This is a genomic window from Pseudoduganella sp. UC29_71, assembly GCF_042693265.1.
Classification (GTDB): Bacteria; Pseudomonadota; Gammaproteobacteria; order Burkholderiales; family Burkholderiaceae_D; genus Rugamonas.
In genome coordinates, this window is record NZ_CP170549.1 from 2,193,245 (window position 1) to 2,206,528 (window position 13,284).

General features: G+C 64.5%; 12 protein-coding genes and 1 tRNA gene. 7 read left to right on the forward strand and 6 right to left on the reverse strand.

What is annotated here, in order from left to right; all coding sequences use genetic code 11:
• Window positions 1-200: 200 nt before the first annotated feature.
• On the forward strand, window positions 201-404 hold the full coding sequence (locus ACFJI2_RS09610) for a cold-shock protein (protein ID WP_008448165.1): 204 nt from the start codon (window positions 201-203) through the stop codon (window positions 402-404).
• Window positions 405-539: 135 nt separating this feature from the next.
• On the opposite strand, the gene ACFJI2_RS09615 is transcribed toward ACFJI2_RS09610, so the two are convergent.
• Entirely contained in the window at window positions 540-1,457 is a 918-nt protein-coding gene (locus ACFJI2_RS09615) for a LysR family transcriptional regulator (RefSeq protein ID WP_107869178.1), read from the reverse strand.
• A 162-nt stretch (window positions 1,458-1,619) separates the two neighbouring features.
• On the opposite strand from ACFJI2_RS09615, the gene aceB reads away from it, so the two are divergent.
• Window positions 1,620-3,218, forward strand: a complete 1,599-nt coding sequence (gene aceB / locus ACFJI2_RS09620) for a malate synthase A (RefSeq protein WP_377704794.1) — start codon at window positions 1,620-1,622, stop codon at window positions 3,216-3,218.
• Between the two features lie 115 nt (window positions 3,219-3,333).
• Here aceB and ACFJI2_RS09625 read toward each other — a convergent pair whose 3' ends face one another.
• The gene (locus ACFJI2_RS09625; RefSeq protein ID WP_377704795.1) at window positions 3,334-3,984 is read right to left on the reverse strand and encodes a 2-hydroxychromene-2-carboxylate isomerase; all 651 of its coding nucleotides are present in this window, start codon (window positions 3,982-3,984) and stop codon (window positions 3,334-3,336) included.
• Window positions 3,985-3,994: 10 nt separating this feature from the next.
• Window positions 3,995-4,786 carry a hydroxyacylglutathione hydrolase gene (gene gloB, locus ACFJI2_RS09630; RefSeq protein WP_377704796.1) on the reverse strand — a complete coding sequence of 264 codons (792 nt, stop codon included), beginning with the start codon at window positions 4,784-4,786 and terminating at the stop codon, window positions 3,995-3,997.
• A gap of 14 nt (window positions 4,787-4,800) precedes the next feature.
• Here gloB and ACFJI2_RS09635 point away from each other — a divergent pair, with 14 nt between their 5' ends.
• The 5 genes from ACFJI2_RS09635 (at window position 4,801) to ACFJI2_RS09655 (ending at window position 10,274) form a co-directional block, all read left to right on the forward strand.
• Window positions 4,801-5,589: a class I SAM-dependent methyltransferase gene (locus tag ACFJI2_RS09635; RefSeq protein WP_025595487.1), complete on the forward strand. Its 789-nt coding sequence runs from the start codon at window positions 4,801-4,803 to the stop codon at window positions 5,587-5,589.
• Window positions 5,582-6,019, forward strand: a complete 438-nt coding sequence (rnhA, locus tag ACFJI2_RS09640; RefSeq protein WP_025595485.1) for a ribonuclease HI — start codon at window positions 5,582-5,584, stop codon at window positions 6,017-6,019. Before ACFJI2_RS09635 ends, rnhA begins: the two co-directional genes overlap by 8 nt.
• A 76-nt stretch (window positions 6,020-6,095) precedes the next feature.
• The gene (gene dnaQ / locus ACFJI2_RS09645) at window positions 6,096-6,809 is read left to right on the forward strand and encodes a DNA polymerase III subunit epsilon (RefSeq protein WP_377704797.1); all 714 of its coding nucleotides are present in this window, start codon (window positions 6,096-6,098) and stop codon (window positions 6,807-6,809) included.
• Window positions 6,810-6,869: 60 nt separating this feature from the next.
• Window positions 6,870-6,944: transfer RNA gene (locus ACFJI2_RS09650), tRNA-Val, on the forward strand.
• A 594-nt stretch (window positions 6,945-7,538) separates the two neighbouring features.
• The gene (locus ACFJI2_RS09655) at window positions 7,539-10,274 is read left to right on the forward strand and encodes a Tat pathway signal sequence domain protein (protein ID WP_377704798.1); all 2,736 of its coding nucleotides are present in this window, start codon (window positions 7,539-7,541) and stop codon (window positions 10,272-10,274) included.
• A 30-nt stretch (window positions 10,275-10,304) separates the two neighbouring features.
• On the opposite strand, the gene ACFJI2_RS09660 is transcribed toward ACFJI2_RS09655, so the two are convergent.
• The 3 genes from ACFJI2_RS09660 to zwf form a co-directional block, all read right to left on the reverse strand.
• The gene (locus ACFJI2_RS09660; RefSeq protein WP_377704799.1) at window positions 10,305-10,787 is read right to left on the reverse strand and encodes a hypothetical protein; all 483 of its coding nucleotides are present in this window, start codon (window positions 10,785-10,787) and stop codon (window positions 10,305-10,307) included.
• An 11-nt stretch (window positions 10,788-10,798) separates the two neighbouring features.
• Window positions 10,799-11,689, reverse strand: coding sequence for a hypothetical protein (locus ACFJI2_RS09665; RefSeq protein WP_377704800.1), 891 nt, complete (start codon window positions 11,687-11,689; stop codon window positions 10,799-10,801).
• A gap of 103 nt (window positions 11,690-11,792) precedes the next feature.
• The gene (zwf, locus tag ACFJI2_RS09670; protein WP_377704801.1) at window positions 11,793-13,256 is read right to left on the reverse strand and encodes a glucose-6-phosphate dehydrogenase; all 1,464 of its coding nucleotides are present in this window, start codon (window positions 13,254-13,256) and stop codon (window positions 11,793-11,795) included.
• Between the last annotated feature and the right edge of the window lie 28 nt (window positions 13,257-13,284).

Below are 13,284 nucleotides of genomic sequence, written 5' to 3' on the forward strand. Positions count from 1 at the left end.
TGCTCGGGAGATCTGGCTAGATGGCTACACCACCAAAGTCACATCCTTGCATTTATTTTCGTGAAAACGGGATTTTTTCGTTTTATTCGGTATAATGCGGGATCGTTAGATTCAAGAGTAGTGCAGTTTGTCTGTCATTTCTTACTTGCTTCAAACGATATCACGGGCGCAAGCCCAACTTAACTGAAATAGGAATTGTAATGGCAACTGGTATCGTAAAATGGTTCAATGATTCGAAGGGTTTTGGCTTCATTACCCCTGACGAAGGCGGCGAAGATCTGTTCGCTCACTTCTCGGCTATCCAATCGGCTGGCTTCAAATCGCTGCAAGAGAACCAGCGCGTTTCGTTTGAAGTAACCGCCGGCCCAAAGGGCAAGCAAGCTTCGAACATTCAGCCACTGTAATACGCTGAATCTTACGAGATGAAGAAATCCTCGGTTTCCGAGGATTTTTTTTCGTCTGTACGTTCCGCAACGACGGTTCGCCGCAGTCTGCTCGTAGGGCGGGTTAGGCGCGCAGCGACGTAACCCGCCAGGCGTTCACGCGGCGGCCTTCTCCTTGCGCCAGTACCCCGGCTGCGCATAGGTGCGGCGCAGGAAGTCCACGAAGGCCCGTATCCGCAACGGCAAGTGGTTACGCTGCGCAAACACCGCATAGATGTCGTTGCCCGGCGCGGCGTACTCGTCCAGCACGGTGCGCAGGCGTCCCGCCTCGATGTCCCCGCCCACCTCCCACATCGACCGCCACGCCAGCCCTTTGCCGGCCAGCACCCAATCGTGCAGCACCGCGCCGTCGTTGCAGCCCATATTCCCGCCCACCTTCAGCGTCACGATCTTGCCCTCCTGGCGGAAGGTCCAGCCGCGTTGCGAGCCGTCGCTGCTGATGGCCAGGCAGTTGTGCTTGTGCAGCTCGTCCAGCGTGCGCGGCGTGCCGTGGCGCTTCAGGTAGGCCGGCGTGGCCACCAGCACGCGCTGGTTGTCCGCCAGCTTCACGCCCACCAGGCTGGAATCCGACAAGGACGCGATGCGGATGGCCACGTCCACCCCTTCGCCGATGATGTCCACCACGCGGTCGTTCAGGTTCAGCGTGGCACGCACGTCGCGGTGCTCGGACAGGAAAGAGGGCAACAGCGGCGCCACGTGCTGCCGCCCGAACCCGGCCGGCGCCGACACCAGCAGATGGCCTGTTGCGCGCGCGCTGCGTTCCGCCACCGCCGCCTCCGCATCTTCCAGCTCGGTCAGGATGCGCTGGCAGTCCTCCAGGAAGGCGGCCCCTTCATTGGTCAAGGCCAGCTTGCGGGTGGTGCGCTGCAGCAGTTTTACGCCCAGTCTTTGTTCCAGCGCATCCAGCCTGCGCCCAATAACGGCGGGCGCTATGCCTTCCGCGCGGGCTGCGGCCGACAGGCTGCCCTTGGCCACCACATCCACGAAAGTGGAGATCTGTCTGAATTGTCCCATTGCTCCTTCGGTCCCTGTCCTGGCTTCACTTGTGCAAAAAACGCATAGATGAAGTGATTTTTAGTCTTGTTTGTATAACTATTTAGTGAATATACTGCAAAAAACATGTAGACGCCCAGCGCCTATACTGAGGATTCAAAACTACCCACCATCGGAGATCTCATGACGCAAGCCACCATCACTCTGCCAGCAGGCATGGAAATTACCGGCGCCATCAAGCCCGGCTACGAAACCGTACTGACTCCGGATGCGCTGGCCCTGGTGGCCAAGCTGTCGCGCGCGTTCGAGCCGCGCCGCCAGGAGTTGCTGGCCGCCCGCGTGGCGCGCGCCAAGCGCCTGGATGAAGGCGAGCGTCCGGACTTCCTGAAGGAAACCGCGCACGTGCGCGCCGGCGACTGGACCATTGCGCCGATTCCGAAGGCGCTGGAATGCCGCCGCGTGGAAATCACCGGCCCGGTGGACCGCAAGATGGTCATCAACGCCCTGAACTCGGGCGCCGACAGCTACATGACCGACTTCGAAGACTCGAACACGCCCAACTGGGACAACCAGATTACCGGCCAGATCAACATGGTTGATGCAGTGCGCAAAACCATCTCGCTGGAACAGAACGGCAAATTCTACAAGCTGAACGACAAGACCGCCACCCTGGTGGTGCGTCCGCGCGGCTGGCACCTGGACGAGAAGCACGTGCTGGTGGACGGCAAGCGTGTCTCGGGCGGCATCTTCGACTTCGCGCTGTTCATGATCCACAACGCCAAGGAGCAGCTGGCGCGCGGCGCCGGCCCGTACTTCTACCTGCCGAAGATGGAATCGCATCTGGAAGCGCGCCTGTGGAACGACATCTTCGTGATGACGCAGGACGAACTGGGCATCCCGCAAGGCACCATCAAGGCCACCGTGCTGATCGAAACCATCCTGGCTGCGTTCGAGATGGACGAGATCCTGTACGAGCTGCGCGAGCACAGCTCGGGCCTGAACGCCGGCCGCTGGGACTACATCTTCTCCTGCATCAAGAAATTCAAGCTGGACAAGGACTTCTGCCTGGCCGACCGCGCCAAGGTGACCATGACCGCGCCGTTCATGCGCGCCTACGCGCTGCTGCTGCTGAAGACCTGCCACAAGCGCAACGCGCCGGCCATCGGCGGCATGGCCGCGCTGATCCCGATCAAGAACGATCCGGAAAAGAACGAAGTGGCGATGGGCGGCGTGCGCAACGACAAGGCGCGCGATGCAACCGACGGCTACGACGGCGGCTGGGTGGCTCACCCTGGCCTGGTGGAACTGGCCATGGGCGAGTTCACCAAAGTGCTGGGCGACGCGCCGAACCAGATCACCAAGCAGCGTCCCGACGTGGAAGTGACGGCAGCCGACCTGCTGAACTTCCAGCCGGAAGCGCCGATCACGGAAGCGGGCTTGCGCTACAACATCAACGTTGGCATCCACTACCTGGGCAGCTGGCTGGGCGGCAATGGGTGCGTGCCTATCCACAACTTGATGGAAGACGCGGCCACTGCCGAGATCAGCCGTTCGCAAGTGTGGCAGTGGATACGCTCGTCCAAGGGCAAGCTGGAAGACGGCCGCAAAGTGACCGCCGAGATGGTGCGCGCGATGATCACCGAGGAACTGCCGAAGGTGAAAGCCTCGGCGCCGGACGGCAGCAGCATGAACTATGAACGCGCCGCCGAGATCTTCGAAGAGATGTCGACCGCCACGGCGTTCGCCGAGTTCCTGACCTTGCCGCTGTACGAGGAAATTTGATGCATGGTGGGTTACGCGGCTACGCCGCTAACCCGCCCTACGATCTGTCATTGCGGTGGGTGGGGCGGTGGCGTAGGGCGGGTTAGCGGGGCATGCCCCGCGTAACCCGCCGGCGTCACGTTGGCTTGCGCTGCGCCAGCGCAGGCCGGTCCAGAAACGCCTGCAACGCGGCCTCATCGATGCGGTTCCCCTCCAGGCGCGCCAGCAGCGAATCGATGCGGTCCGCACCCCAGAAAAACTCCCCCTCGAACTCAAACGTCGGCACCCCGAACACCCCCGCAGCAATAGCCCGCTCGGTGGCCGCCGCCAGCGCCTGCTTCACCTCCGGCGTCCCGGCGGCTTGCGCCAGCGCCTTGCCGTCCAGCCCGCATTCATCGGCCAGCCCGGCCAGCACGTCCATATCCGACGCGTCCGCGCCGCGCTCCCAGCACGCCGCATACATCGCCACCACGAAGCGCTTGCGCGCCGCCGCATCCGCAATCGCCGTGCTCATGCGCAAAGCGGGCAGGGGATTGAAAGGATGGCCCGGAGGCCCGGTGAAACGCAATCCCTTGGCCGCCGCCAGCCGCATTACGTCGCGGAAGGTATGCACGCGCTTGGCGGGGATTTCGGCCGGCCCTTTCTGCCCGTGCGCGTTGAGCATGGCCGCGAACAGCACCGGCACGAACTCCACCGTGCAGCCGGCCGCCTCGATGCGGCCGATTTCCTTGCTGGCCAGCCATGCGAACGGGCTGATCGGATCGAAATAGCATGTCACCTGTTTCATTGAGCCTCGCTTAGAAAGTGTTTTTCCACTGCCGGAGCGCAGCAAACACGGCCACCGGCGCTTCGCCGCCTTGCAGTTTGCCCGCCGCCACCAACTGCGCGGCGATCTGCGGCTCGGCATACCGCAGGAAGGGATTGGTATTGCGTTCCATGCCGATGGTGCTCGGCACGGTCGGCACGCCGCGCGCACGCTTGGCCGTGTCCGCCTCCACGCGCGCCTGCAGCGCCGCATTGCCGGGATCGACCGCGCTGGCGAAACGCAGGTTGGACAGCGTGTATTCGTGCGCGCAGAACACCTTGGTCTCGGCCGGCAGCGCGGCCAGCTTGTTCAGCGAATCCACCATCTGCGACGGCGAGCCTTCGAACAGGCGGCCGCAGCCGCCAGCAAACAGCGTGTCGCCACAGAACAGCCACGGTTCGTCGCCGGCGCGGAAGTAGGCGATATGGCCCAGCGTATGGCCCGGCACCTCCAGCACGGACAGCTGCAAATCCAGGCCCGGCACGTCCACGGTGGCGTCCTCGGACAGCGGTTGGGTGACGGCGGCGATGCCGTCATTGCGCGGACCGTACACGGGCACCGCGTAATGCTGTAATAATGCTGGGACACCGCCCGTGTGGTCAGCATGGTGGTGGGTGAGTAGAATGGCGGTAAGGGTCAGCCCATGGGCCTTCAACGCGGCCAGGATGGGCTGGGCGTCGCCCGGGTCCACCGCCGCGGCGTTGACGCCGTCGTGGATGAGCCAGAGGTAATTGTCATTAAAGGCGGGAACAGTGAGGACGGCAAGCGTGCGGGCAGAAGTCATAGGAAATAAGCGGCATGGATAGCGCGGCATCCGAAAAATCCATTATAGCGCTGGACGGCTGGCTGCAAACGCCGCCCGGGGCCTACGTGCGCGCCTGGGAACAGGCGCGCCTGGACGAGCTGACGGCCGACATCTTCGGCTTCAACGCCGTGCAGATCGGCCTGCCGCAGATCGACACGCTGGCCGCCAACCGCATGCCGCGCAAATGGCTGGCCGATACCCGCCCGCGCCCGCTGCGCGTGGCCAACGGCAGCGAGCTGCGCCAGGTGGCCGTCACGCTCGACTACGCCGAGCTGCCGTTCGCCTCGCAAAGCCTGGACCTGGTGGTGCTGCCGCACGTGCTGGAATACGCGGCCGAGCCGCACCAGGTGCTGCGCGAAGTGGAGCGCGTGCTGCGCCCGGAGGGCCAGCTCATCATCTGCGGCTTCAACCCGGCCAGCCTGTGGGGCTTGCGGCACGTGACGGCGCGCATCACCGGCAACCATTTCCTGCCGCGCGACGGCGAATTCATCTCTATGCCGCGCCTGAAAGACTGGTTAAAATTATTGAATCTGGGCGCCACGCAAAGCCATTTCGGCTGCTACGCGCCCGCTTGCCGCACCGAGAAATGGCTGCAGCGCTACGCCTTCATGGACAAGGTGGGGAAGCGCTCGTGGCCGTATTTCGGTGCGGTGTACATGGTGCAGGCGGTCAAGCGCGTCAAAGGCATGCACCTGATCGGTCCGGCATGGACCAAAAAATCGGCCACCGCTCCGGCGGGCGTGCCGGCAACGAACAAAAGGCGGGAACAGCAGGATGGATAAGGTTGAGATTTTTACCGACGGCGCATGCAAGGGCAACCCCGGCACCGGTGGCTGGGGAGCATGGCTGCGCGCCGACGGCGCCGAGAAGGAAATGTTTGGCGGCGAACTGAATACGACCAACAACCGCATGGAATTGCGCGCCGTGATCGAATCGCTCAACGCGCTCAAGCGGCCCTGCGAAGTGGTGCTGCACACTGACAGCCAGTATGTGCAGAAGGGCATCAGCGAATGGATACACGGCTGGAAAAAGCGCGGCTGGGTCACCTCGGCCAAGGAACCGGTGAAAAACGCCGACTTGTGGCAGGCGCTGGACCTGGCGCAGTCGGTGCACAAGGTGGACTGGCGCTGGGTGCGCGGCCACAACGGCCACCCCGGCAATGAACGCGCCGACCAGCTGGCCAACAAAGGCGTGGACTCGGTCCGCAAATAAGCGCGGCAAACCGGGTCCACCGGGCCGGGCTTTGCTATACTGCCCGGTTTGCTCCTAGTCATTCCTGAAGAAATCCATGCGTCAAATCGTCCTCGATACTGAAACCACCGGCATCAACCCCAAACTGGGCAACCGCGTCATTGAAATCGGCTGTGTCGAGCTGGTCAACCGCATGCTGACCGGGAATAACTTCCACGTCTACATCAACCCGGAGCGGGAGTCGGAAGAGGGCGCGCTGAACGTCCACGGCCTGACCACCGAGTTCCTGCGCGACAAGCCGCGCTTCTTCGAGATCGCCGACAAGTTCCGCGACTACATCCAGGGCGCCGAACTGATCATCCACAACGCGCCGTTCGACATGGGCTTCCTGAACCACGAGTTCCGCATGCTCAACATGCCGCCGGTGGACGACCACATCAACGGCGTGATCGACACGCTGGTGGTGGCCAAGGAGATGCGTCCGGGCAAGCGCAACTCGCTGGACGCGCTGTGCGACTTCTTCGGCATCTCCAACGCGCACCGCAAGCTGCACGGCGCATTGCTCGATGCCGAGCTGCTGGCGGACGTCTACCTGTCCATGACGCGCGGCCAGAACAGCCTGGGCATGGACGAGGAAGAAGAAGTGCAGGAGGGCGGCGTGCTGCTGGAGCCGGTGCCGCTGGCCGACCTCATCGTGGTCTGCGCCGACGACGAAGAACTGGCCGCACACGAAGACACGCTGAACGGGCTGGACAAGGCTGTGAAAGGCGCGTGCATCTGGCGCGCCGCGCTGGCCGTTCCCGCCGCGTAAGAATTTTCGCGTTTGACCTTTTACAAACGTGATCGGTGCGCTATAATGCTCGCACTCAACGGGAGGTTAGCTCAGGGGTAGAGCACTGCATTCACACTGCAGGGGTCGCAAGTTCGAAACTTGCACTTCCCACCAAGAATTCCGAAAAAAGGCCTGCAACCTCACGTTGCGGGCCTTTTTTCCGTTCTTCCCGGATTTGCGGGACGTGAACAGGGGACCTCAACCTTGCAGTCCTGCCCTTGGGGCCGCGCGGTTTCGCGGTGCGGCGACGCCGCTTAGTAAATCCGATTTTGGGAGGCTCCCATGCCAGATCGTACAATGCCGGTCTTTATCCCGTTCAAGACATTGGAAGCGCTGGGGGAGCTCACCGGCAACTGGTGGTCCAATACGTTGGCCATAGAGCCGCTTATTCTCCAGGCGATAGAGAACTACATCCAGGGGAAGTCAGCATAGCTCCGGTCGAGGTTGCCGCCGTAAGAACCGACAGTGAAACGCCATCGCGGGATTCGTGAGGAACTTTTTTTGGTCAGGCGACGGCGCAGTCATCCGCATTGATGTTGATTGGCAAATTTTCAGACCGTGGTCCGGCCAAGTTGGCTCTACCATGGATGTGCCGCCGCTGGCCTTGCGCACCCTTGCACGGGCCGGGTTTGGTCAGAAAGTTGAGCGCATCAGTCGTTCTTTGTGGCATATCCTTTGTGCTCATTTGGGCATCGGATACACATGAGAATGAACAAAATTGGAATGGCTGGCCTCGGCCTGGCCGCAATGCTGATTGCCGGCGCGAGCCTGGCCGCGCCCGCTAGTGTCACGGTCAACTGGGTCGGCGACGCGCCGGCGCTGGCCAGCGGCGTGAGCTGGGGCGTGCCGTGGCCGCAGGGCGCCGTGACGAAGAACCAAGCGTTCGCGCTCAAGGGGCCGGACGGCAAGGCCTTACTGGTGCAGACCTGGCCGCTGGCTTACTGGCCGGACGGCTCGCTCAAGTTCAGCGGCTTTGCTACGGTGGCGAAAGCGGCCGGGCCGTATGTGATTTCGGCGGCATCCGGCGCCGCGCCCGCCGCCGCCCTCAGCGTGCAGCAGGGCGACGGCTTTGTCGACGTCAGCACCGGCGCGGCGAAGGTGCGGGTGGGGACGCGGGGTACGGACCTGATCCAGACGATCACGGTCGATGGCCGTGAAGTGGCGCGCGGCGGCCGCCTGGTCGGGCTGGTGCAGCAGGGGCCGGACCCGGAGGAGGGCGCCATGCCGGCGCGTGAACCGTTCGCCTCCGCGATCGACAAGGTGACCGTCGAGCAAACCGGCCCGGTGCGGGCGGTGATCAAGGTCGAGGGCAAGCACAAGCTGGCCAAGGGCGGCCGCGCGTGGCTGCCGTTCTCGCTGCGCCTGTACTTCTACGCGGGCGACGCGGCCATCCGCGTGGTCCATACGTTCACCTACGACGGCGACCAGCAGCAGGACTTCATCCGCGGCCTCGGCGTGCGCTTCACCGTGCCGATGCGCGAGGAAGTGTATAACCGCCACGTCGCCTTCAGCGGCAAGGACGGCGGCCTGTGGATGGAAGCGCTGCAGCCGGGCGACCTGAACGCTGATCCGCGCCAGGTAGCCGCCCAGAAGATAGACGGTGGCCGCTACTACGGCGTGAAGGACAAGGAACAGCTGGCGATCTGGAGCGACTACAAGCTGGTCCAGCCGACGCCGAACGGCTTCAACATCGTCAAGCGCACCGGCGCGCACAGCACCTGGGTGTTTTCCGACTCGGGCACGCGCTCCTCGGGCCTGGCCTTTGCGGGCGACGTGTCCGGTGGCCTGGGCGTGAGCGTCAAGGATTTCTGGCAAAGCTACCCGGCCGCGTTCGACGTCCGCAACGCCGCCGGCAACGCGGCCGAACTGACTGCCTGGCTGTGGTCCCCGGACGCGCCGGCGATGGACATGCGCCATTACGCCACCCGCGCGCACGGCCTGTCCGCCACCTATGAAGACGTGCAGGACGGCATGTCGCAAGCCTACGGCGTGGCGCGGACCAGCGAGTTTACGCTGTATCCGTCCGCTTCGGTACCGGCGCGCGAGCAACTGGCCGCGATGGCCAGGGCCGGCAGCACGCGCGCACTGCTGGCGGCCAGCCCGGCCTATCTGCAGTCGGCCAAGGTGTTCGGCGTGTGGAGTCCGGTCGACCGTTCCACGCCGGCGCGCACCGCGATGGAAGACAAGCTCGACTCGGTGCTGGCGTTCTACCGGCAGCAACAGGAGGACCGCCACTGGTACGGCTTCTGGACCTATGGCGACGTAATCCACAGCTACAACTTCAAGCGCCACGTCTGGAACTACGACCACGGCGGCTTCGCCTGGGACAACACCGAACTGGGCACGGTGCTGTGGCTGTGGACCAGCTATGTGCGCAGCGGCCGTCCCGACCTGTTCCGCATGGCCGAGGCGCTGGCGCGCAATACCAGCGAGACCAATGTCTACCACCTGGGTCCGATGAAGGGACTGGGTTCGCGCCACAACGTGGTCAAGTGGGGCGATGGTTCCAAGGAAGGCCGCATCAGCCAGGCGGCGCACTGGCGCCCGTTCTACTACCTGACCACGGACGAGCGCATCGGCGATGTGATGCGCGAGCAGCTCGAATCCGACCAGGCCATGATCAAATATGACCCCATGCGACTGGCCCAGCCGGTGTTGCCGCAGGACCCGAAATATCCGGGCCGCATCCGCATCGGCCCCGACTGGTACGTGCTGGCCGGGAACTGGATGACGGAGTGGGAGCGCAGCGGCGACAGCAAGTGGCGCGACCGCATCAATGCCGGTGTTGATTCCATCCTGCAGATGCCGTACTGGCTGCGCTCGGGCGTGCTGAACGGCCTGAATCCGGACCTGGGCGGCGGCAAGATCGGCCGCCTGAAGGGGCGCGGCAGCATGACCGTCGGCTACGACCCGGCCACCGGCAAGCTGATGCCGATCCCGGACCCGGTGGAGCAGCAGCAGGTGCCGGTGCTGTACAACCTGTCCACCATCCAGGGCGGCGCGCAGGTGATGTTCGAGTTGGTGCCGCTGCTGGGCAGGAAGGACTTTGCCACCGCGTGGCTGCAATACGCTCGCCTGGGCGAAGCGCCCGGCGAGGTGCTGTTGAAGGACAAGGCCACCGGCACCGAAGGCGGCGCCGCGCAATACGTCGAAAAGGCCCAGGGCGGGCCGCGTCTGGCAGCGTATGCCTACGCGCAGACCAGGAACCCGGCGTTTGCCAAGGTCGCCATCGACAACATGGCGCGCTGGCGCGGCGCCGTGCCGCGCGCACTGTCCGGCCCGGACGTGCTGAGCCCGACCACGGAAGCGCCGGGCGTGTCGACCAACGATGCGGCGCAGAGCGGGCTGACCATCATCGAGTCGCTGGCGCTGCTGGGCGATGCGCTGCCGGACACGCTGCCGGCGCCGCAGCCATCCGCGCCGCCGGCGGCGGCCGGCAAGTAAGCCTGGGCCGGGACGCAGCTGCTTCTTCGGCTACTTCTTCTTGGCCTTTTTAGCCTTGGCGTCGCCGGACGCCTTGGCCTCATCCTTTTTCTTGGCCGGCTTCCCGGCCTTGTCCGCCATGGTGTCCTTGAGCAGCTTGAACGCGCCGAAAATCGCGCCGGCGCTGCCGCCCGAGATCGCGGCGGCGAGGCCGATCAGGGCGGTGGCGATGGCGATGCCGTGCTTGACATCCTTGATGCGTTCGATCGCTTCTCTGGCTTGTTTGGTGGCCGCGAGCAGCTCGTCCACGCTTTGCTGGGCGTCGTCGAGCGACTTGCCGACGGCCTGGGTGACCAGGTCGGTCGCCACATTGAGCAGGGTTACTTCAAGCGAGCGCAGCCTGTCGCGCTCGGCTTCCGGCAGCGACGGCCAGTTGGCCGGCGCGTACAGATAGTCGCCCAGCGCGGTCGAGGCTTCGCGGAAGCCGCGTGCCAGTTCCAGCGCGTGCTGTGCAGTCAGGACTATGGTGGTCATCGCTGGCTCCTTTATGGTTTTGCGGCGGATGCGGCGGCGTCATCGGCCGGCGTGCGCGCGGCCTTGAAAGCGGCCCGGATACGCTTGGTGTAGCGCTTGATTTGCGCCGCCACTTCCTTGCTCGAGAGCTGGTCCCGGTTGTCATACAGCGCCTGGTGCCCAGCGGCGATCTGCTTCAGGGTGTCCACGTACTTCGGCAAGGCCTGTTCCCGCTGGGCGAATTGGGCGGCGGTCAGCTTGCTGCGCTCCCAGATCAGCTCGGCGGCGACGGGTTCGCTGGCTTTCTCCCGCGCCATGGCGGACAGCACGCGCTGGTGCGATACCTGCATTGCGCGCTCCACGGCGAGCGATTCGCGATAACCCTCCATGATCGTCAGCTGGTGCGCAATGAGCTGCTGCAGCGGCGCGTTCGCGGCGGCGATCACCTTGTTCAGCTCCCGCTGGCGATAGCCGTTCAGGGCCGCTTCCGCCAGCACCTTGGTGAGGCTGCGCAGCGGCGCGCCGGTCGATTCATCGATGTAGTTGGCCTTCGCTGCGGCGTCGAACATGCCGTCCAGTTCCGTGTCGGCCTCCGGCAGGTCGTCGGCGGCGAGTTCGCCCAGCGTCGTCATGTAGCTGGCGAGCGCCTGGTGCATCAGCAGCAGCCTGGCCGCCTGCGGCTTGCGCTGCAGCGCCAGGGCGTCCAGCGCGGCGCGTTTCTCGGCTTCGCTCTCCAGCGTATAGCGCTTGCTGGTGTCCGGGCTGTTGATGTATTCGTCGGTGAGCTTGGTGTAGGCGGCGCTGTCGGCCGAGGTCTTCGCAAATTCCTGGATGGCGCCGAGGTTGGCGCAGCCGGCAAGCAGCAGGGCGCACAGCGCGCCGGTGATGGTCAGGGCGCGGCGCGCAGAAGGCAAGTTGGGCAAGGCGGTTCCTTTCATGCGGGCAGGCGGCCCGCGAAGTTGGAAATTGTCGAAAAGAATACTTCAATTTACAACTTCGTGCACGGAAACGCGTGTGGTATGTCGCTTACTCGACCCAGGCGTGCCCATCCCGCGCCAGCAGCGCGAACGATTCGGACGGTCCCCAGGTGCCGGCCGCGTAGGACGACGGCTTCTCCGCCAGCGTGCCCCAGCCGTTGATGATGGGCTCCACCCATTCCCACGCCGCTTCCAGTTCGTCGCGGCGCATGAAGTGGGTGAGGCGGCCGCGCACCACGTCGATCAGCAGGCGCTCGTAGGCTTCGGCGCGGCGCTGCGGGAAGGCGGACTGCAAATCGAGGTTCAGCGCCACCTGCTGCATCTGCATGCCGCTGCCGGGCTGCTTGGCCATCACTTGCAGCTTGATGGCTTCGTCGGGCTGCAGCTCGATCACCAGCCGGTTGGCCACGCCGCCCGGATTTTCAGGGAACAGCGGGAACGGCGGGTTGGCGAATTCGACCACGATCTTGGACGAGCGGCGCTGCATGCGTTTGCCGGTGCGCAGGTAGAACGGCACCTTGGACCAGCGCCAGGTGTCGACGTAGGTGCGCAGGGCAACGAAGGTTTCGGTGCTGCTGCCGGCCGGAACGTTCGGCTCCTCCAGGTAGCCTTGCACTTCCTGGCTGCCGTTGGCGCCGCGCACGTACTGGCCGCGCACCGTGTCACGCGCGATGGCGGCCAGGCTGAAGCGGCGCAGCGAGCGCAGCACCTTGAGCTTCTCGTCGCGCACGGCGTCCGGCGCCAGCGAGGCGGGCGGCTCCATGGCGATGATGCACAGCAGCTGCAGCAGGTGGTTCTGCACCATGTCGCGCATGGCGCCGGCGCTGTCGTAGAAACCGGCGCGGCTGCCGACGCCTACTTCCTCGGCTACCGTGATCTGCACGCTGGAGATGTTAGGCGCGCGCCACAGCGGTTCGAGGATGGAATTCCCGAAACGCAGCACCATCAGGTTTTGCACCGTCTCCTTGCCCAGGTAGTGGTCGATGCGGTAGATCTGCGACTCGGCGAAATGCTTGCCGACCGCCTCGTTGATCTCCACCGCCGACGCCAGGTCGCGCCCGAGCGGCTTTTCCAGCACCACGCGGGCGTTGCGGTCCACCAGGCCGGCTTCGGCCAGCTTGTCGCAAATGGTGGTGAACAGGGACGGCGCGGTGGCCAGGTAGAACACGCGCTCGGCGCCGGCGCGCGACACGCGCGCCAGTGCCTCCAGGCCGTCCTGCTGCACGTCCACGCGCACGAACTCCAGCAGGCGCAGGAAACTGGCCCAGGCCTCCTCGGTGAAATTGCCGCCGGTGATGAAGGAGCGCGAATGCTCCTCGACGAAGGCCAGGTAGGCTTGGCGGTCGAAGTCCTGGCGGCCGGTGGAGATGATGCGGGTCGCTGGCGGCAGGTTGCCGTGCAGGTGGGCCATGTACAGCGCAGGCAGCAGCTTGCGCATGGCGAGGTCGCCCATTCCCCCGAAAATAATCATGTCGAGGGGCAGGCTGGTATCAGTTTGAGCGGACGAAGTCATATCGATGGCGTGAGTGGAAGAACTGCTT

Coding starts and splice junctions, on each gene's coding strand:
- ACFJI2_RS09635 (WP_025595487.1), top strand. CDS start 4,801: ATGGATAGCGCGGCATCCGAAAAATCCATTATAGCGCTGGACGGCTGG.
- ACFJI2_RS09625 (WP_377704795.1), bottom strand. CDS start 3,984: ATGAAACAGGTGACATGCTATTTCGATCCGATCAGCCCGTTCGCATGG.
- rnhA (WP_025595485.1), top strand. CDS start 5,582: ATGGATAAGGTTGAGATTTTTACCGACGGCGCATGCAAGGGCAACCCC.
- gloB (WP_377704796.1), bottom strand. CDS start 4,786: ATGACTTCTGCCCGCACGCTTGCCGTCCTCACTGTTCCCGCCTTTAAT.
- ACFJI2_RS09610 (WP_008448165.1), top strand. CDS start 201: ATGGCAACTGGTATCGTAAAATGGTTCAATGATTCGAAGGGTTTTGGC.
- dnaQ (WP_377704797.1), top strand. CDS start 6,096: ATGCGTCAAATCGTCCTCGATACTGAAACCACCGGCATCAACCCCAAA.
- zwf (WP_377704801.1), bottom strand. CDS start 13,256: ATGACTTCGTCCGCTCAAACTGATACCAGCCTGCCCCTCGACATGATT.
- ACFJI2_RS09660 (WP_377704799.1), bottom strand. CDS start 10,787: ATGACCACCATAGTCCTGACTGCACAGCACGCGCTGGAACTGGCACGC.
- aceB (WP_377704794.1), top strand. CDS start 1,620: ATGACGCAAGCCACCATCACTCTGCCAGCAGGCATGGAAATTACCGGC.
- ACFJI2_RS09615 (WP_107869178.1), bottom strand. CDS start 1,457: ATGGGACAATTCAGACAGATCTCCACTTTCGTGGATGTGGTGGCCAAG.
- ACFJI2_RS09655 (WP_377704798.1), top strand. CDS start 7,539: ATGAACAAAATTGGAATGGCTGGCCTCGGCCTGGCCGCAATGCTGATT.